The following is a 19,101-nucleotide window of genomic DNA, read 5'->3' as shown; positions in this document are numbered from 1 at the left end:
GCGTTATTGTTGGGTTAGTCTGATGATGCGTTCCATCTCGCGGACGGGGTCTTCGGCCCGCAGGATGCTGCCGCTGAGGGCAATGCCGTTGAGGCCTGTGGCACGGAGAGCGGGTATGTCGTCCGCCCCGATGCCGCCTATACCCACTATGGGAAGGCGGATTTCCGCCTCGTCCATCTGGTCCAGAATGCGGGTGTAGCCCTCCAAGCCGAGGATGGGTGCGAGGTTTTTCTTCGTTGTAGTGTAGCGGAAAGGCCCGCATCCGATGTAGTCGGCCCCGGCCCGATGGAGGCGGAGGATGTCTTCAAACGTATTGGCCGTACCGCCTATGATGAACTCGGGGCCGAGGTAAGCGCGGGCTTCGTCGACGGGCATGTCGAGACGGCCCAGGTGTACGCCGTCGGTATGCAGGCGTTTCGCGAGCTCCACACGGTCGTCCAGCATGAAATAGGCGCCGAAGTCGCGGCACAAGGCCTGCACTTCGCGGGCCACGGGTTCTACTTCTTCGTCCGTGGCGTCCTTCATTCGCAGCTGTATCCAGCGGCATCCTCCCTCGAGCGCGATACGGGCAGACTGGGGATAACTGATGGTTTCGGTGTAATGGGTGATGAACTGTACTTGAAACATATCGCTCCTTTCTGTGGTTTGACGTCGGGTTATGGGATGACAGAAAGGGAACCGTGCGCGGTGTGCTCCGCGGGCAGCGGATGCAAGAAGCATACTCAAGAAAATCCCTCCGACGGCATGACCCGTATCAGGTTCTATGGGTATAATCTCAGCCCCGCGCTTTCGCAAGGCACCCCCTTTTCTGAAATCTGCGACAAATAACGGAATAAAAATCGGGAATTGCAAGGCTTTGGGGTGATTTTTCACGGCTGGCGGTGCGGTGGAGGCCGGTGTCCGAGGGAGGCGAACGGGGGCTTCGGAGGGCAAGAATTGTCCTTTTTTTTCTCAAACCCCAAATCGGCCCTACAGATACTCCTGGAGGGGGTATACCAAAAGCCGTACTTTTGGTGACCAAAAGTACGGCTTTTGCTAAGCAAAAGTACGGCTTTTGGTCGGCAAAAGCCTGCCTTTTGCTATGAGAAAACACGCATATACAGTTTTTTTACTACGGAGAAAGCCCCGTTTAGAAGTAGAATCCGAAGCCCACTTTCAGGCCCAGTTCGGAGCGGTCTTTATTGATGTCCCAGTAGACGGCCGGCTCGATGGTCACCGTACGCGAGAGGAAAAAGGCATATCCCGCCTCGGCACCGAAGCCAACGCGCGTCACTTTGTCGCCCGTCCACACGCGGTGGTTCAGGTTTACATTCGCCCCGAGGTAGATGCCGATGGCGTCGAAGTAGTAGCGGCCGCCTACTCCCAGCTTGTAATGGTCGGCTCCGCCGCCCTGCCAGTCGGCGCCTGCGTGGAGCAGAAGGGCCACGTTGTCGGCGAGGAAGGCACCGCCGTTGGCCTCAAGGCCGAAGTGCATCTTCTCCGTACCGGTGTTGTATGACAGGTTCAAACCCGTGACCGAGGGGTTCACAAACCACTTTCCTTTCTCGAATTGTGCATGGGCCGCCAGCGTCGAAAGCAGCAGTCCGAACAGGATAATCAGTTTTTTCATCTTTCAATCGTATTGGTGAAACAGGGGACAAATGTAGGGAAAAATACGGGACGGGCAAGTTTTCGGCCGGAAAACTTCACCGGCGGCGTGCCTTTCCGCCCGCTTTGCCCCAGCCTTTAGGGGCCTTCATGCCGTCCACCCGCTTGCCTCCCACGCGGTTCAGGCGGTAGATGAAGTGGGCCATGACGTAGCTGTTGATGCCGTTGTACTGGGTTACGGAGCGCGACGACGTCGACAAACCGCGTGCCAGGTTACTCTTTTGCCGCAGCAAGTCGAAGGCTTCCACGCTGACTGTGGCATTGCCGCGCCAGAAGGTCTTCGACACTTGTGCGTCCCAAATCAGTTCGTCCTTGTTGAAATTGGCGTCGGCATATCCCCTTCGGGCCTGGTTCACGAGGTTCGTCACCACGCTCACCTGCCAGGGCAGGTGCAGGGTAAGGGCCATTCCGTAGGAGTAGGAATAGGGCTCCTGGTTGTTCTGCGGGCGCAAAAGGTTCTTCTCGAACGTATAGTTCATGGCCCCGTTGGCCGCCAATTCCAGCCATTCGTTGCGGTAAGCTCCGCTCAGGCGCCCCCCGAGGCGGGTGTTCGTCACGGTGTTCTTGTCCTCTTTCCGGGTGGAAGAGTCGTACAGATAGCCCACATTGTTCTTGAAGCTGGCCGACGTATTGGCATGGATTGTGAACTTCTTGTTGCGGAGAGCCGTGTTGAAGCCCACGGAGAGGCTGCCGCTCCAGTCGCCGTTGATGTTCTTCGACGTCGTGATTCGGCCGCCTGTCTCCTCGTTGTAGACGGTACTGGTGCTGATGCTGTTCTGCACCAGCGACAGGTTTCCGTTGACAATGACCGACCGCTGCCAGTCGGGATCGTAGGTGTTCATGTTCAGCCGCACGGAGTGCGTGAAGGCAGGAAGCAGGCCCGGATTGCCCACACGTATGTTCAAGGGGTTCGAATTGTCGGCTATCGGCAGCAGAGACTCCATGCCCGGCTGCGAACTCTTCCCGCTGTACTTCAGCTGAATCTGGCTTACTTTGGAGAACTTGTAACGGAAATCGATCTTGGGAGCCACGTTCAAAACATGACGTACCGTATCGACACGCACCTCTGCCTTGGTATAATCGAGGCGCGAACGCTGGGGTTGCAGGGTGACTCCCACGCTGAAACGGTACTTGGGACGCACGATTCTCATCGTAACAGACACGTCGTGATTGTAGTAATGATACTGGGCCTTCTTGCCCAAACTATCTATCAAGTGGGTCTCATGTCCCTGAGGAAGGGGTTCACCGGGCATCCATCCGTCGTACGAAGCGAAGTCGTAAGTGCGCTTGTCGCTCAGTGTATTCTTGTAAAGGAACTGGTAGCTGAACTGCAGGAATACGGCCTGCGCCAGGGGTTCGCTATAGGTAAACTGTGCACTGTAATTCCAATTGTCGCCCACGGTGGCTATGTACTGGCGGCGTACGTTGACCGAATCCTGCCCGTCGGCCCCCGTCATGCGGTGGTAACGGGTGAGGTTATCGCGCAAACGGTCGTTGTCCGAGCTGCCTCCGCCCAGCCCCAGGCGCAGACCCACGTTGCGTCCACGGTCGTTCAGCCGCCGGTTCAGCGTCATCGACACACTGCCGCTCCAGCGTCCGGCGTCGGTCCACGAGCTGTTTCCCGTCGAGTTGATGCGCACCGAGTCGAGGGCTTCGTTGGCAGGCGCGTCGGGCCCTATATAGTCGTCCGTATGGTCCACCAGTGTCAAAGGGTCGCGGTTGTAGCTGCTCGAGCGGCTCAGCTGGGCATTGTCTGTCCACCCCAAGGTGAGGTTAGGCCGTATGAGAAGGGTGGTTTTCTCGTTGGGTTTCCACTCCAGACGGAAGGAGCTCCGGAAGGAAGCGTCGCCGCTTTCCGTGCCCGAAAGCGTATTCGAGAACGTACTCTTCGACGAATAGAAGCGCTCGGAAGCGCTGTTGCTGTTCACTTGGTTGTCGCTGTTCACAAACTGAAGGCTGCCGTCCAGGTCGAATTTCTCACGGTCGAGCACGAGGTTGACACCCACATTCTGTGCGGAAGTCAGGCCCCGGTTCTGCTTCCAGTTGGCTTTTGCCCCGCTGGAGAAGTTCTTGTCCGCCACATTGTTGGCCGATGCCACCAGCGAATAGCGGGAGTCGTCGGTGAAATGGTTCACCATCAGCTTGCCCGAATAGCGGTCTTCCGTGCCTCCGGCCACGTTCGCATTGCCGAACCATCCCTTGTTCCGCCCCTTCTTGAACTTGACATCGAGCACCAATTCGTCCTCTCCGTCGTCGATGCCGGTCATGCGTTCCATATCCGACTCCTTGTTGTAGGTCTTCAGCTGTTCTATCATTTCTACAGGCAGGTTCTGCAAACCGGTCTTCAAGTCACCGCCGAAGAACTCCTTTCCGTCGACCATGATTTTCTTCAGTTCCTGCCCGTTGATCTTGATCTTGCCGTCGTCGTCCACTTCGGCGCCGGGCAACTTCTCCACCAGTTCCTCGAGTACGGCGCCTTCGGTCACCTTGTAAGCGGCCGTATTGTACATCACCGTGTCTTCTACCACCTGAACAGGGGGTGCCTCGGCCGTAATCACAGCCTCAGCCAGCATCACTGCATCGGCTTCCATCGCTACACTTCCCACGTCGGCCGACCCGCCTTTCGAGGGAGAGGTGACCGGTATCATCCGTTCCTTCAAGCCGATATAGGATACTTTCAGCACGTAGCTTCCCCGTCGGGATACCCGCATGGCGAAGCTTCCGTCCGCCTCGCTCACCATACCATCCACAAAAACCGTATCGGGTAAGGAGAACAATTGAAGGGTCGCTTCCGCAATAGGCTCACCGCCTTCCTTGCCGACGACCTTGCCTTTCAGCAACCAAGCCGTGCCTTGCGCATAAGTTCCGCACAAAGGCAACAGGCATAAACACACGGCCCACAGCCATTCTTTTTGTCTATTCATACAATTCTTTTCGGCCGACAGCCGCGGCCTCTCTCTTCATTATACAATGTTCGCATTTCATGTAATGTCATTCCGTATGACAGAGAAACGGTGCATGGGTTTAATAAAGATGTTCAAAAACATCTTTTTATCCGCCCGCAATCGCATAGTAATTTTATCACACACAAAGACAACCACCAGGAAAAGATCGGGATCAGGCGGAGGAAACAGGTTTCAATCCCAGAGGCGGTATGTTTCAAACATACGGGCCGAATGTTTCAAACATTCCCCCTCTATGTTTCAAACATTCCCCAAAGGACCTTTTACCCACCCCATACGACACCTGGAAGCAAAAAAAGAGGAAACGGTATGTTTATTTTACAAACGCACCGTTTCCCCTTCGATGGCATCAACAAACGACCGTTATTTTTTCATCCGTTCCTTCTGCCGCAGCACCAGCCACAGCAACAGAACGATGACATACGATGCAACGACGGTGAGATACTTCTCCGTCACACTGATTTCGGTATTGCGCGGCAGGAAATAGGCCGCGGTAGCCGTGATATAAATCAGCAAGGCCAGGCTCAGGGCCGACGATTTTTTCAGTTTCTTCATATCTTTTCCGTTATCAGATTCTTGTAATCCGCCCCGCTTTCTTCTTCCATATGCCAAACCAGAGGAATGCCACCAGTGCGGCTCCGACGGCTATGGGGCAGGCATATTGCAGACCCAAGTCGAGGCCTCCCTTGGGTTCGACGCAGATGTAAGACGTACATACCGCCGTCATCAGCAGGGCGGGCAGCAGTGTCACCAGGAAGCTCAGGCCCTTGCGTTCGCGCGCCAGCCATACCGTCACCGCCCAAAGGGTGAAGACAGACAGCGTCTGGTTGGCCCAGGCAAAGTACCGCCATATCAGCTGGAAGCCGTCGGCATCGCGCAAACTGTAAACCAGCAGGGCTGCCGCGGCCACAAACATGGGGATGCAGATGTACAGACGGCTCCGCATGGACTTCTGTTCCATCCGCAGGAAGTCGGCCACAATGAGGCGTGCCGAACGGAAAGCCGTGTCGCCGCTCGTGATGGGAGCAGCCACCACACCGAGTATGGCCAGTATGCCGCCTACCTCTCCCAGCCAGCTCTTGCTGATGTCGAACACCACAACCGAGGCATCACTGATGCCCATCCCGTTCTCGTGGAAGAAATAAGTGGCCACCGTCGCCCATATCAGGGCTACGATGCCCTCGGTAATCATGGCGCCGTAGAACACAGGACGCCCGTGACGCTCGCTGGTCATGCAGCGGGCCATGAGGGGACTCTGCGTGGCATGGAAGCCCGAAATGGCTCCGCAGGCTATGGTAATGAACATCATCGGGAAGATAGGGCTCGTCTCAGCCTTGGGATGTGTGTTGTTCATTCCGTCCCACAACTCGGGCAAGGCAGGATGATGGACGTAAAGCATCACCAGAATGCCCAGTGCCATGAAGATGAGCGCCACGGCAAAGAGCGGATAAATCTTGCCGATAATCTTATCCACCGGCAGCAGCGTAGCCAGGATATAATAGATGAAAATGACGATAATCCAGAATGTTACGTCGAGCGACTCCGGCGTCAGGCGGGCCAGCAACCCCGCAGGCGAGGCTACAAAGACAGCTCCCACCAGCATCATCAGCACCACTGTGAAGGCACGCATCACCTGCTTGGTGGTCAGTCCCAGGTAGCGTCCCACAATCTCGGGCAGACTCTCTCCTCCGTTGCGCAACGACAGCATGCCTGCCAGATAGTCGTGCACGGCTCCGGCAAAGATACTGCCCAACACAATCCACAGGTAGGAAGCCGTACCGAACATGGCTCCCATGATGGCACCGAAGATGGGTCCCACACCGGCTATGTTGAGAAATTGTATCATGAAGATTTTCCACGTGGGCAGCGGAATATAGTCCACTCCATCGGCTTTTGTCAGGGCAGGTGTGCGCCGGTCGTCGGGTCCGAAGATACGTTCCACCACCCTGCCGTAAAGAAAATAGCCGGCTATCAGAGCCAGCAGGCAAATTGTAAATGTAATCATGGCGTATGTTTTTCTGTTTAAAATCAGGACTGCAAATGTAATTGTTTCCAAACAAACTGCACAATTTAGCGGCAGTTTTTGTAAATTCGCCCCCGAAAAATAATAAATCATCAATCCCTTGCCTAACGATATGAAGCGTCTGCCCCTGTTTTCCGCCCTGCTCTGCCTGCTGTTCGCCGTTCCCCTGCTTCACGCCCAGCCTTCGCCCAAGCATGAAGTGCGGGCAGCCTGGATAACCGCCGTCTACGGGCTCGACTGGCCCCGTACCAAAGCCACCTCGGCCGCCGGCATCCGTAAGCAGCAGGAAGAGCTGGTCGAAATACTGGACAAGCTGAAAGAGGCCAACTTCAACACCGTCCTCTTCCAGACACGCACACGGGGCGACGTCCTCTACCGCTCTGCCATCGAGCCCTACAACTCCATCCTGACAGGCAAGGTGGGGCAGGACCCCGGCTACGACCCGCTGGCTTTTGCCGTCGAAGAGTGCCACAAGCGCGGCATGGAATGCCACGCCTGGATGGTGACCATCCCGCTGGGCGGACGCAAGCATGTGGCCTCGCTGGGCAAGCAGTCCGTCACCCGCCGCCAGCCCGACATCTGCCTGCGCTACAAGAACGAATATTTTCTGAACCCCGGCCATCCGAAGACCAAGGAATACCTCATGAGCCTTGTCAGGGAAGTGGTGGAGCGATACGATGTGGACGGCGTACACTTCGACTACCTGCGCTACCCCGAACGGGCCCTGCGCTTCCCCGACAATTACGACTACCGCAAGTATGGCAAGGGACGAAGCCTTGACCAGTGGCGGCGGGACAACCTTACCGAAATCGTACGCTATATATATAAAGGTGTCAAGCAGCTGAAACCTTGGGTCAAGGTGAGCACCTGCCCCGTAGGCAAATACCGCGACACGAGCCGCTACCCGTCCAAAGGATGGAATGCCTTCCACGTTGTCTATCAGGACGTGCAGGGCTGGCTGGGCGAAGGCATTCAGGACCAGATATATCCGATGATGTACTTCCGTGGCAATTCCTTCTATCCCTTTGCCCTCGACTGGCAGGAGCAGAGCAACGGCCGCCATGTAGTGCCCGGCCTGGGCGTCTACTTCCTGCACCCCAGCGAAGGCGACTGGAGCCTCGACGAAATCAAACGGCAGATAAACTTTGTACGCCAGAACCATCTGGCTGGCGAGGCGCACTATCGGGTGAAGTTCGTGACTGACAACACACAAAACCTCTACGATGCCCTGAAGACCGACTTCTACACCTGCCCCGCCCTGCAACCGCCGATGACGTGGGCCGACAGCATCGCCCCCACCCCTCCTGCCCGGCTCAGCGCCACTCAGATAGCCGACGGATACACCCGCCTGCAATGGGAGGCTTCGGCAGACAACGATACAAGGAATACACCCACCTACGTCGTCTATGCGTCGGATACCTGTCCCGTCGATACAAGCAACCCTGCCAACATTGTGGCCACAGGCATACGAGGCACAGAATACATCTACGCCCCCATCCTGCCGTGGACAAGCCGCCTCTACTTTGCCGTGACGGCCACAGACCGCTATGGCAACGAAAGCACGCCTTCGCCCACCGTCTGCAAGGATTAGCCCGGCAAGACAGACAACACGGCCATGCAACGGCCGACAGATGCCACCGGCACCAAAGGCAGGCTTCCTGCGACCAACCGTCCTTCCCTCACCACTGGAGGAGCGCCGTGAAGCCCATGAAGGGAAGCCTCGCGCAAAGCCTCGTTCGACGCATAATGACGGATGGTGAATTCACCCGTCAGCCCCCTGCCCAAGATACGTTCCGCCAGACGAAGCGCCACAATCCCCATGTTCATGCGCAAGTTGACTTCCACCATCGGATGGATAAAGTATCCGCCATCCTCCGAGCGGCACACCATCATGTCCACTCCCAAAGGCCCCCGATAGCCTGCTTCCGTATAGCAGCCGAGCAGACGGCCGACAACCGTTTGCAGACGTACCCATTCGGTCCGACCGACATAACGCTCCATATAAACCTCGAACGCCTCGGCCGACAACACCCGATTGCCTTGATAACGCCCGCGACCATCGGTCTTGAACAGAGAATACCCTATAAAACAAATCTTTCCCGCCTCGTCTGCCTCGAACTCCAAGGCAAAATCTTCCACCTTATTATATATAGGAGAAGCAACAAGCATCCCCTGCTCACGAAGCACCTTCCCGCACCAGTCGGCCGATAAGGCAAAACCGTTCCTGCACCAGCACAAACCTTTCCCGCTACTCGACCACGGCGCCTTGAACACTACCGCTCCACGGCTGGCCGCATAAGCCCTACATTCATCCAGCGTATGCAGCACTTCGGCCTCGCCCTTGTACAACCCGCCATCAGCCAAGCTCTGCAACAACCCGGCCGACGTCTGCCGCGAGGCCAACCGCCGATATGTCTCCAGCCAATCGGCCGACGGCAAGGCAGCCGCAGGAACTCCATGCTTCAGAAAGAGCTGACGGACGGCAGGATTCCATCCCCAGGGCACCATCTCCACTCCTTCGTCCGCCTGCGGAGCCAGGTCGGGAACCACCTCCACCTTCATGCCGAACAAAAGGCTCATTTGCGAGGCATAATCCATTGCTTTCCTGTCGGCAATCCATACTTTTTCGCCTACCCCCGCATACCACAACGGAAGCAGGGCCAGGTCGCGCATCATGCCCCGCACCTGTTCGGGCGCAATGTAATGCCCTCCGTTGCAGGCCAATGCCAAATCGGTATCGGGATTAAAATAATGTATCTTCATACTTTTTTTCCGTTTCGAGTGCAAACTTACACAAATTTTGCAATGTCTACTTTGCAATTGTATAAAAAAGCTATATCTTTGTGCCCTGATAAGGAGACAACAACATGGAAGCATTTTACCGTACACACGCTTATCTTGTGGAGCATACCAATGCTCCGGTACGCCGCGACCTCATGGATGAGATTGACTGGAACGACCGGCTCATCGGTATCAAAGGCACACGCGGTGTAGGGAAAACCACTTTCCTGCTGCAATATGCCAAGGAAAAGTTCGGCACGGACCGTTCCTGCCTCTTTATCAACATGAACAATTTCTACTTTTCGGGCCATGGCATTGTCGAATTTGCCAACGAATTCCAGCGCCGCGGCGGCAAAGTGCTGCTGATTGACCAGGTGTTCAAGTACCCCAACTGGAGTCAGGAGCTCCGCATGTGTTACGACCGCTTCCCGAACCTGAAGATTGTATTTACCGGTTCGTCGGTCATGCGGCTGAAAGAAGAGAACCTTGAGCTTCGCGACATCGTAAAGAGCTACAACCTGCGCGGCTTCTCTTTCCGCGAATTCCTCAACCTGCAGACAGACATGAAGTTTCATGCCTACACGCTGGACGAAATCCTGAACAACCACGAGCAGATAGCCAAAGGCATACTGGCCAAAGTGCATCCGCTGGACTATTTTCAGGACTATATACATCACGGCTTCTATCCCTTCTTCCTTGAGAAACGGAACTTCTCCGAGAATCTGCTCAAGACGATGAACATGATGGTGGAAGTGGACATTCTCCTTATCAAACAAATCGAGCTGAAATACCTCTCGAAAATCAAGAAACTGCTCTACCTCCTGGCTGTAGACGGCCCCAAAGCCCCCAACGTCAGCCAACTGGCCAACGACATCGAGACTTCGCGCGCCACCGTGATGAACTACATCAAGTATCTGGCCGATGCACGTCTCATCAACATGGTGTACCCGGTAGGAGAAGAATTTCCAAAGAAACCGGCCAAGATAATGATGCACAACCCCAATCTGATGTACTCCATCTATCCCGTCAAGGTCGAAGAACAAGACGTGCTCGACACATTCTTCGTCAACACCCTGTGGAAAGACCATAAAGTGAACCGGGGCGACAAGAACATCCCGTTCATGGTGGACGGTACGCGCGCATTCAAGATATGCCCGGAAGGAGCCAAAATAAAGAACAATGCCAACATGACATACGCCATGCACAAAATGGAAATCGGGCGTGACAATCAGATACCCCTGTGGCTGTTCGGTTTCCTGTATTAAAAAAGGAGCACAAAAAAACGAAAGGATATAATAAACAAAAGGTTTTTGATTTTATAAATTCATTTAGTTATGACTAAACAGAAAAAATTCATCACTTGTGATGGTAACGAAGCCGCTGCTCACATCTCGTACATGTTCTCCGAGGTGGCAGCCATCTACCCCATCACCCCGTCGTCTACAATGGCAGAACACGTAGACGAATGGGCTGCCGCAGGTCGCAAAAACATCTTCGGCGAAACAGTATTGGTACAGGAAATGCAGTCGGAAGCCGGCGCTGCCGGTGCCGTACACGGCTCTCTGCAGGCAGGTGCGCTGACTACCACCTACACTGCTTCCCAGGGTCTGTTGCTGATGATCCCCAATATGTACAAGATTGCCGGTGAAAACCTGCCCTGCGTATTCCACGTATCTGCACGTACACTGGCCAGCCACGCTCTGTGTATCTTCGGCGACCACCAGGATGTTATGTCTTGCCGCCAGACAGGCTTCGCCATGTTGGCCGAAGGCTCTGTACAGGAAGTGATGGACCTCGCCGGTGTTGCCCACCTGTCTACTCTGAAGGCACGTGTACCGTTCATCAACTTCTTCGACGGTTTCCGTACTTCTCACGAAATCCAGAAGATCGAAAAGCTGGACAACGAAGACCTCGCTCCGCTGATCGACCAGGAAGCTTTGGCCGAATTCCGTAGCCGCGCCATGAACCCCATGACTCCGGTTGCCCGTGGTATGGCTGAAAACCCCGACCACTTCTTCCAGCATCGTGAATCTTGCAACAGCTTCTACGAAGCCGTTCCTGCCATCGTGGAAGACTACATGAAGAAGATCAGCGAAATCACTGGCCGCAATTACGGTCTGTTCGATTACTATGGTGACCCCGAAGCCGACCGTGTCATCATCGCCATGGGTTCTGTAACCGAAGCTATCCGTGAAGTTATCGACTACCTGCGTGCCAAGGGCGAAAAAGTAGGTTTGGTAGCAGTTCACCTCTACCGTCCGTTCTCTGCCAAGCACTTCCTGGCAGCTGTGCCCAAGACAGCCAAACGCATTGCCGTGCTCGACCGTACTAAGGAACCGGGTGCCAACGGCGAACCTCTTTACATGGATGTTAAAGACTGCTTCTACGGACAGGAGAATGCCCCGCTCATCGTTGGCGGACGCTACGGTCTGGGTTCGAAAGATACCACTCCGGCACAAATCTTCGCCGTATACGACAACTTGGCATTGCCGACTCCGAAGAACCACTTCACTATCGGTATCGTAGACGACGTTACCTTCACTTCTCTGCCTCAGGAAGCTGAAATCGCCGTAGGTGGCGAAGGCATGTTCGAGGCCAAGTTCTATGGTCTGGGTGCCGATGGTACGGTAGGTGCCAACAAGAACTCAGTGAAGATTATCGGTGACAATACCGACAAGCACTGCCAGGCATACTTCTCTTACGACTCCAAGAAGTCGGGCGGTTTCACTTGCTCTCACCTACGTTTCGGTGACACTCCTATCCGCTCTACTTACCTGGTAAATACACCTAACTTCGTGGCTTGCCACGTACAGGCTTACCTGCACATGTACGACGTAACCCGCGGTTTGCGCAAGAACGGTTCATTCCTGCTCAATACTATCTGGGAAGGCGAAGAACTGGCAAAGAACCTGCCTAACAAGGTGAAGAAGTATTTTGCACAGAACAATATCACCGTTTACTACATCAACGCAACTCAGATTGCACAGGAAATCGGTTTGGGTAACCGTACCAACACTATCCTGCAGTCTGCATTCTTCCGCATCACAGGCGTTATCCCCGTTGATCTGGCTGTAGAGCAGATGAAGAAATTCATCGTGAAGTCTTATGGCAAGAAGGGTGAAGACGTTGTGAACAAGAACTATGCTGCCGTTGACCGTGGTGGCGAATACAAGCAGCTGACTATCGATCCGGCATGGGCTAACCTGGCCGACGACGAAAAGACTGCCAACAACGATCCTGCTTTCATCAACGAAGTAGTTCGTCCTATCAATGCTCAGGACGGTGACTTGCTGCCGGTATCTGCATTCAAGGGTATCGAAGATGGTACTTGGGAACAAGGTACTGCCAAGTATGAAAAACGCGGTGTTGCCGCATTCGTTCCTGCATGGAATGCCGAAAACTGTATCCAGTGTAACAAGTGTGCTTACGTTTGTCCTCACGCTGCCATCCGTCCGTTCATCCTCGACGCTGAAGAGCAGAAGGGTGCCAACTTCACTCAGCTGAAAGCTGTTGGTAAGGTATTCGACGGCATGACATTCCGCATGCAAGTTGACGTACTCGACTGTCTGGGTTGCGGCAACTGTGTTGACGTATGTCCGGGCAATCCGAAGAAGGGTGGCAAAGCCCTGTCAATGGTTCACCTGGAAAGCCAGATGGCCGAAGCCGACAACTGGACTTACTGCGTAGAGAACGTGAAGAGCAAACAACACCTGGTAGACATCAAGGCCAACGTGAAGAACTCTCAGTTCGCTACTCCGCTGTTCGAGTTCTCAGGCGCTTGCTCCGGTTGCGGCGAAACTCCGTACGTGAAGCTGATTTCTCAGCTCTTCGGTGACCGTGAAATGGTAGCCAACGCTACAGGATGTTCTTCTATCTACTCAGGTTCTGTTCCTTCTACTCCTTACACCAAGAACGAGAAGGGTCACGGTCCTGCATGGGCTAACTCCCTGTTCGAGGACTTCTGCGAATTCGGTCTGGGTATGGAACTGGCCAACGAAAAGATGCGTGCCCGCATTGCCAAACTGATGGAAGAAGGTATTGCAAACGAAGCTACTCCGGCTGAATACAAAGCTATCTTCACTGAATGGTTGGAAAACAGCCTTGATGCAGACAAGACCAAAGACATCTACGAGCGTATCGTTCCGATGTTGGAAGCTGCCAAAGACAAGTGTCCTATTTGTGAAGGCATCTATAACTTGAAGCAATATATCGTAAAACGCAGCCAGTGGATTATCGGTGGCGACGGTGCTTCTTACGATATCGGTTACGGTGGTCTCGACCACGTTATCGCCAGCGGTAAGGATGTTAACATCCTCGTACTCGATACAGAAGTTTACTCCAACACCGGTGGTCAGTCTTCTAAGGCTACTCCGGTAGGTGCTATCGCCAAGTTTGCTGCTGCCGGCAAGCGCGTACGTAAGAAAGACCTCGGTCTGATGGCTACTACTTACGGTTACGTTTACGTAGCACAGATTGCTATGGGTGCTGACCAGGCTCAGACTCTGAAGGCTCTGCGCGAAGCTGAAGCTTATCCCGGTCCGTCACTCATCATCGCTTACGCTCCGTGTATCAACCACGGTCTGAAGGCTGGTATGGGTAAGAGCCAGGCTGAGGAAGAAAAGGCCGTTAAGTGTGGTTACTGGCACTTGTGGCGTTACAACCCGGCTTTGGAAGCTGAAGGTAAGAACCCATTCACTTTGGACAGCAAAGAACCCGAATGGGAAGGCTTCACAGACTTCCTGAAAGGTGAGGTTCGTTACGCATCAGTAATGAAGCAATATCCTGCAGAAGCCGAACAACTCTTCCAGGCTGCCGAGGACAACGCTAAGTGGCGTTACAACAGCTACAAGCGTCTGGCCCGTGAAAACTGGGGAGCAGAAGTTGCTGAATAATCAACAATCATCATTTCTAAAGGGAGGAGGCTATGGAGTTTCCTCCCTTTTTTCATATATCTCCTTATCAACATGGAAAAGCACAGGCAGAAAGCATAAAAGGATACGCTTTTCAAAAACCCGATATTCCCTTCCAACTTCCGACATAACATACCCAACCATCCCCCAATTGAGAATATTTTCAGCCAAAACAAGAATTTTCAGCCAAAAGTTTTTGTAATATCCAAGTAAATTGTATTTTTGTGTACAATTTTGGTGTAGTGATGACAGAAGAAGAAAAAGAGCTATTGAGTACCTTTGAAGCCAGGCTGCGACATTTAATCTATCTGCATGATGAATTAAAGCGCGAGAATGCTGACCTGAAGCAGCTTCTGGAAGCCAGCCACGAGGATTGTAACAGGCTCAAAGCAGAGTATCAGATTCTGGAGAAACGCTACACAAACCTAAAAACAGCTACGACAATCAGCCTTAACGGTAGTGACGTAAAGGAGACGAAGCTGCGATTGTCAAAATTAGTGCGTGAAGTCGATAAGTGCATCGCTTTATTGAATGAATAAAAAGAGGATGTATGAACGATAAGATAAAGATAAACCTGCAAATGGCAGGAGCCTCCTATCCACTCACCATTTACCGTGAGGAGGAAGAAATAGTAAGGGAAGCTGCCAAGCAGGTCGATATCAGGCTCAATGCGTATAGACAACATTACCCGGGAGTAAACAACGAACGGTTAATGGGGATGGTAGCATACCAGTTCGCTCTCGAAAACCTTCGGTTGAAAGACAGAAATGATACCGCCCCCTATACTCAAAAGATAAGGGAACTGACCGAAACGCTGGAAACATATTTTAAGGAAGCAAAACCTTGAAACTAATGAAGAAAGCATAATACGGACAGCTGATATAACAGATTAATGAAACTTTTTGCGCACTGTATGAGTTTTTCTCCAAGACAGAAAAGAACTCCGACAGTGCGCTATTTTATTTATATATAAACTTTTATCAAAATGACAGTAGTTACAATAGTAGTATCCATTGCCTGTTTTCTTGCAGGAGCAGCCCTCTCGTATGTGCTGTTCAAGCATGGTTTGAAGTCCAAATATGACGGTATCCTGAAAGACGCAGAAGCAGAAGCAGAAGTGATTAAAAAGAACAAATTGCTCGAAGTAAAGGAAAAGTTCCTCAACAAAAAAGCGGATCTTGAAAAAGAGGTGGCTGCAAGAAACCAGAAGATACAGCAGGCCGAAAACAAGTTGAAACAGCGTGAATTGGTATTGAACCAACGACAAGAAGAAATACAACGCAAGAAACAGGAGGCTGAAGCCATCAAGGAAAACCTGGAAGCACAACTGGGTATTGTAGACAAGAAAAAAGAAGAACTGGAACATCTGCAACGCCAGGAAATAGAGAAACTGGAAGCTATTTCAGGACTTTCGGCAGAAGAAGCCAAAGAGCGTATGGTAGAATCATTGAAAGAAGAAGCCAAAACGCAGGCACAATCTTACATCAATGACATCATGGACGATGCCAAACTGACTGCCAACAAAGAAGCCAAACGTATCGTCATCCAGACAATCCAACGTGTAGCGACCGAAACAGCCATTGAAAATTCGGTCACTGTATTCCACATCGAATCGGATGAAATCAAAGGACGCATCATCGGACGCGAGGGCCGAAACATCCGTGCTTTGGAAGCGGCTACAGGAGTTGAAATCGTAGTAGATGATACTCCAGAAGCTATCGTTCTTTCAGCTTTCGACCCTGTTCGTCGTGAAATCGCACGTCTTGCCTTACACCAACTGGTCACCGATGGACGTATCCATCCTGCACGTATTGAAGAGGTTGTAGCCAAAGTACGTAAGCAAGTTGAAGAAGAAATTATTGAAACCGGCAAACGCACGACCATCGACTTGGGTATCCACGGATTACACCCAGAACTGATTCGTATCATCGGAAAGATGAAATATCGTTCATCTTATGGACAGAATCTGCTGCAACACGCACGCGAAACAGCCAATCTCTGTGCCGTCATGGCATCTGAACTGGGATTGAACCCCAAAAAAGCCAAACGTGCAGGTCTCCTTCACGACATAGGTAAAGTACCCGATGAAGAACCGGAATTGCCACACGCACTCTACGGTATGAAACTGGCTGAGAAATTCAAAGAAAAACCAGATATCTGCAATGCCATTGGTGCTCACCACGACGAAGTGGAAATGAGTAGCTTGCTTGCACCTATCGTACAGGTATGTGATGCTATTTCTGGAGCACGCCCTGGAGCACGCCGTGAAATTGTAGAAGCATATATCAAACGTCTGAACGACTTGGAGCAATTGGCCATGTCTTATCCTGGAGTAACAAAGACCTATGCAATCCAAGCCGGTCGTGAATTACGTGTCATTGTTGGTGCCGATAAGATTGACGACAAACAGACTGAAAGCCTGTCTGGAGAAATAGCCAAGAAGATTCAGGATGAAATGACTTATCCCGGTCAGGTCAAAATTACGGTTATCCGCGAAACACGTGCCGTCAGCTATGCCAAATAATACAAGTATTTGCTGATATAATATCAAAGAGGCTGTATCAAAACATTCTACCTATTTTGATACAGCCTCTTCACATATAAGTTTCCCTCTATTTCTTGAAATTAATATCTGTAATCCATGAACCATTTTCAATTTGAAGTTTGTGCAAATAGTGTAGAAAGCTGCCTGGCCGCCCAAGCAGCTGGTGCAGACCGCGTTGAACTTTGCGCAGGAATACCTGAAGGAGGAACAACTCCTTCGTATGGTGACATCGCAACCGCCCGCGAGCTTCTTGAACGTACACGTCTACATGTTATCATCCGTCCACGAGGCGGAGACTTCTTGTATTCCCCTCTCGAACTGCGTATTATGTTGAAAGACATAGAAAATGCACGTAAATTGGGGGCCGACGGTGTTGTATTCGGTTGCCTGACAGCCGACGGTGATATCGACATAAACATGACCCGACAACTCGTGCAAGCCGCCCAAGGTATGTCCATCACCTTTCACCGCGCCTTTGATGTATGTCGTAATCCGCAAAAAGCATTGGAAGACATTATCGGATTAGGTTGCCACCGCATTCTCACTTCAGGTCAACAAGCTACAGCGGAAGAAGGTATCACATTACTCAAACAATTACACGAAGCAGCTTCCGGACGAATCAAACTGTTGGCCGGATGCGGCGTAAACGAAAAGAATATTGCAAGAATTGCCCACGAGACAGGGATAACAGAATTCCACTTTTCGGCCCGAGAAACCCTTGCCAGCAGCATGCGTTACCACAACGAGAATGTATCAATGGGAGGCACTGTAAAAATAGAAGAATATTCGCGTCCCGTCACAACAGAACAGCGCGTAAAAGATACAATTGCAGCATTATACAGAAAATAAAAAAGAGCGTACAGATTGTACGCTCTTTTTTTACCCTAATTAAAAACCTATAAAACAAGAGTTCCGCCTTTTTAAGACAGAAAACAGGAGTTTCTTACTTGACAACCTTATTGGTCACCGGATCTGGGAAAATCACTGTCGGTTTGAACGATTTAGCTTCTTCAAAATCCATCAATGCATAAGACATGATGATAACAATATCACCCGGCTGTACACGACGCGCAGCTGCACCATTCAAACAAATTTTACCAGAACCACGTTCACCTTTTATGATATAAGTTTCAAAACGTTCACCGTTGTTATTGTCGGCAATATGAACCTTTTCACCGGCAATCAGATTGGCCGCATCCATCAGATCCTCATCAATAGTGATACTACCCATGTAATTCAGATTGGCTTCTGTCACACGAGCACAATGGATCTTGGATTTCAAAACTTCAATCATCATAGAGTTTCTTTGTTTAAGATTTATATTTCATATTATCAATGAGACGGACATCCCCACAGAATACCGTAATACAACCTACCGCATAGTCCGTGTCATTCCAATTTTCAATTTGTTGCAAGGTATTTCCATCAACCAGCTCAAAATATTCCAAACGCAAACCAGGTGCATTTTCAATCGCATTTTCAACAAACTGCTTGGTTTCAGCCACTGTATGGTCAATAGCAAAACTACGGCTTTCAAATAAAGTTTGGGATATTTTCAAGGCATTCTGACGTTCTTCAGCCGACAAACGCGCATTGCGGCTACTCAACGCCAAACCATCCTCTTCACGAACGATAGGACAACCTACAATTTCTAACGGAAATTTCATTTGACGAACCATTTCGCGGATAATAGCCAACTGTTGGAAATCCTTTTCACCGAAATAAGCGCGATCCGGTTTTACCATATCGAACAACTTACTTACAATCTGACAAACACCATTGAAGTGCCCTGGACGATATACGCCTTCCATCACCGTATCCAAAGGTGCAAAACTGAATTGCCTCGTATCTGGCTCCGGATAAATCTCCTCAACTGAAGGTGCAAAAGCTATCGCCGCACCACATTGCTCCAGAAGACTGCAATCAGCCTCCAACGTACGAGGATATTTCTCCAAATCGTTCTTGTCATTAAATTGGGTGGGATTGACAAACACACTGACTACCGTAGCGTCATTTTCCGACACACTGCGCTTCACCAGCGAAGCATGACCTGCATGCAAAGCACCCATTGTAGGAACCAAGCCTACCGTCTTACCCTGGGCCCGCAAAGCAGCCAATTTAGCCTGCAAGTCCTTGATAGAATGTACTATTTCCATTACTTTTAAGTTTGATAATTACAGGGTTGTTTCAAAAACGGCTGCAAAATAAGCTATTATTTACCACATAACGAAG

Annotated in this window: 15 protein-coding genes and 1 riboswitch; of the genes, 7 read left to right on the top strand and 8 right to left on the bottom strand. The window is 51.6% G+C overall.

All coding sequences use genetic code 11. From position 1 onward, the window contains the following. Positions 1-3: 3 nt before the first annotated feature. The 5 genes from RDO88_RS10895 to RDO88_RS10875 all read right to left on the bottom strand — a co-directional run bounded on the left by RDO88_RS10895 (position 4) and on the right by RDO88_RS10875 (position 6,615). The gene (locus RDO88_RS10895; protein ID WP_307759398.1) at positions 4-627 is read right to left on the bottom strand and encodes a thiamine phosphate synthase; all 624 of its coding nucleotides are present in this window, start codon (positions 625-627) and stop codon (positions 4-6) included. A gap of 87 nt (positions 628-714) precedes the next feature. Beyond that, positions 715-814: riboswitch (TPP riboswitch) on the bottom strand. A gap of 315 nt (positions 815-1,129) precedes the next feature. Beyond that, positions 1,130-1,609: a hypothetical protein gene (locus tag RDO88_RS10890; protein WP_307759397.1), complete on the bottom strand. Its 480-nt coding sequence runs from the start codon at positions 1,607-1,609 to the stop codon at positions 1,130-1,132. Between the two features lie 76 nt (positions 1,610-1,685). Next, the gene (locus RDO88_RS10885; RefSeq protein ID WP_307759396.1) at positions 1,686-4,571 is read right to left on the bottom strand and encodes an outer membrane beta-barrel protein; all 2,886 of its coding nucleotides are present in this window, start codon (positions 4,569-4,571) and stop codon (positions 1,686-1,688) included. 402 nt (positions 4,572-4,973) lie between these two features. Beyond that, on the bottom strand, positions 4,974-5,165 hold the full coding sequence (locus RDO88_RS10880; protein WP_307759395.1) for a hypothetical protein: 192 nt from the start codon (positions 5,163-5,165) through the stop codon (positions 4,974-4,976). Positions 5,166-5,178: 13 nt separating this feature from the next. Then, entirely contained in the window at positions 5,179-6,615 is a 1,437-nt protein-coding gene (locus RDO88_RS10875) for a carbon starvation CstA family protein (protein WP_307759394.1), read from the bottom strand. Positions 6,616-6,745: 130 nt separating this feature from the next. Between RDO88_RS10875 and RDO88_RS10870 the strand changes: the two genes are divergently transcribed. Next, entirely contained in the window at positions 6,746-8,224 is a 1,479-nt protein-coding gene (locus RDO88_RS10870; RefSeq protein WP_307759393.1) for a family 10 glycosylhydrolase, read from the top strand. Here the strand turns inward: RDO88_RS10870 and RDO88_RS10865 are convergent. Beyond that, on the bottom strand, positions 8,221-9,396 hold the full coding sequence (locus RDO88_RS10865; protein WP_307759392.1) for a hypothetical protein: 1,176 nt from the start codon (positions 9,394-9,396) through the stop codon (positions 8,221-8,223). The two genes, RDO88_RS10870 and RDO88_RS10865, sit on opposite strands and share 4 nt — an antisense overlap. Positions 9,397-9,500: 104 nt before the next feature. Here RDO88_RS10865 and RDO88_RS10860 point away from each other — a divergent pair, with 104 nt between their 5' ends. The 6 genes from RDO88_RS10860 (at position 9,501) to RDO88_RS10835 (ending at position 17,718) form a co-directional block, all read left to right on the top strand. After that, complete coding sequence (locus RDO88_RS10860; RefSeq protein ID WP_307759391.1) at positions 9,501-10,679, top strand: AAA family ATPase; 1,179 nt, start codon at positions 9,501-9,503, stop codon at positions 10,677-10,679. A gap of 69 nt (positions 10,680-10,748) precedes the next feature. Beyond that, complete coding sequence (nifJ, locus tag RDO88_RS10855) at positions 10,749-14,306, top strand: pyruvate:ferredoxin (flavodoxin) oxidoreductase (protein ID WP_307759390.1); 3,558 nt, start codon at positions 10,749-10,751, stop codon at positions 14,304-14,306. 263 nt (positions 14,307-14,569) lie between these two features. Continuing rightward, entirely contained in the window at positions 14,570-14,863 is a 294-nt protein-coding gene (locus RDO88_RS10850; RefSeq protein WP_307759389.1) for a hypothetical protein, read from the top strand. Positions 14,864-14,874: 11 nt separating this feature from the next. Then, entirely contained in the window at positions 14,875-15,171 is a 297-nt protein-coding gene (locus tag RDO88_RS10845) for a cell division protein ZapA (RefSeq protein WP_307759388.1), read from the top strand. A 138-nt stretch (positions 15,172-15,309) separates the two neighbouring features. Then, positions 15,310-16,848, top strand: a complete 1,539-nt coding sequence (rny, locus tag RDO88_RS10840) for a ribonuclease Y (RefSeq protein WP_307759387.1) — start codon at positions 15,310-15,312, stop codon at positions 16,846-16,848. Positions 16,849-16,965: 117 nt separating this feature from the next. Beyond that, entirely contained in the window at positions 16,966-17,718 is a 753-nt protein-coding gene (locus tag RDO88_RS10835) for a copper homeostasis protein CutC (protein ID WP_307759386.1), read from the top strand. Between the two features lie 94 nt (positions 17,719-17,812). Here RDO88_RS10835 and panD read toward each other — a convergent pair whose 3' ends face one another. Together panD and panC are read right to left on the bottom strand one after the other, a co-directional pair. Further along, entirely contained in the window at positions 17,813-18,166 is a 354-nt protein-coding gene (panD, locus tag RDO88_RS10830) for an aspartate 1-decarboxylase (protein ID WP_307759385.1), read from the bottom strand. 13 nt (positions 18,167-18,179) lie between these two features. Then, a complete protein-coding gene (gene panC, locus RDO88_RS10825; RefSeq protein ID WP_307759384.1) occupies positions 18,180-19,025 on the bottom strand; it encodes a pantoate--beta-alanine ligase in 846 nt (281 codons plus the stop codon). Between the last annotated feature and the right edge of the window lie 76 nt (positions 19,026-19,101).

The organism is uncultured Mediterranea sp., assembly GCF_902493215.1.
Lineage (GTDB): Bacteria > Bacteroidota > Bacteroidia > Bacteroidales > Bacteroidaceae > Bacteroides.
Note: the sequence above shows the minus strand (reverse complement) of the source record. Positions and strands in the feature narration are given on the sequence as shown.

Coding starts and splice junctions, on each gene's coding strand:
- RDO88_RS10895 (WP_307759398.1), bottom strand. CDS start 627: ATGTTTCAAGTACAGTTCATCACCCATTACACCGAAACCATCAGTTAT.
- RDO88_RS10890 (WP_307759397.1), bottom strand. CDS start 1,609: ATGAAAAAACTGATTATCCTGTTCGGACTGCTGCTTTCGACGCTGGCG.
- RDO88_RS10885 (WP_307759396.1), bottom strand. CDS start 4,571: ATGAATAGACAAAAAGAATGGCTGTGGGCCGTGTGTTTATGCCTGTTG.
- RDO88_RS10880 (WP_307759395.1), bottom strand. CDS start 5,165: ATGAAGAAACTGAAAAAATCGTCGGCCCTGAGCCTGGCCTTGCTGATT.
- RDO88_RS10875 (WP_307759394.1), bottom strand. CDS start 6,615: ATGATTACATTTACAATTTGCCTGCTGGCTCTGATAGCCGGCTATTTT.
- RDO88_RS10870 (WP_307759393.1), top strand. CDS start 6,746: ATGAAGCGTCTGCCCCTGTTTTCCGCCCTGCTCTGCCTGCTGTTCGCC.
- RDO88_RS10865 (WP_307759392.1), bottom strand. CDS start 9,396: ATGAAGATACATTATTTTAATCCCGATACCGATTTGGCATTGGCCTGC.
- RDO88_RS10860 (WP_307759391.1), top strand. CDS start 9,501: ATGGAAGCATTTTACCGTACACACGCTTATCTTGTGGAGCATACCAAT.
- nifJ (WP_307759390.1), top strand. CDS start 10,749: ATGACTAAACAGAAAAAATTCATCACTTGTGATGGTAACGAAGCCGCT.
- RDO88_RS10850 (WP_307759389.1), top strand. CDS start 14,570: ATGACAGAAGAAGAAAAAGAGCTATTGAGTACCTTTGAAGCCAGGCTG.
- RDO88_RS10845 (WP_307759388.1), top strand. CDS start 14,875: ATGAACGATAAGATAAAGATAAACCTGCAAATGGCAGGAGCCTCCTAT.
- rny (WP_307759387.1), top strand. CDS start 15,310: ATGACAGTAGTTACAATAGTAGTATCCATTGCCTGTTTTCTTGCAGGA.
- RDO88_RS10835 (WP_307759386.1), top strand. CDS start 16,966: ATGAACCATTTTCAATTTGAAGTTTGTGCAAATAGTGTAGAAAGCTGC.
- panD (WP_307759385.1), bottom strand. CDS start 18,166: ATGATGATTGAAGTTTTGAAATCCAAGATCCATTGTGCTCGTGTGACA.
- panC (WP_307759384.1), bottom strand. CDS start 19,025: ATGGAAATAGTACATTCTATCAAGGACTTGCAGGCTAAATTGGCTGCT.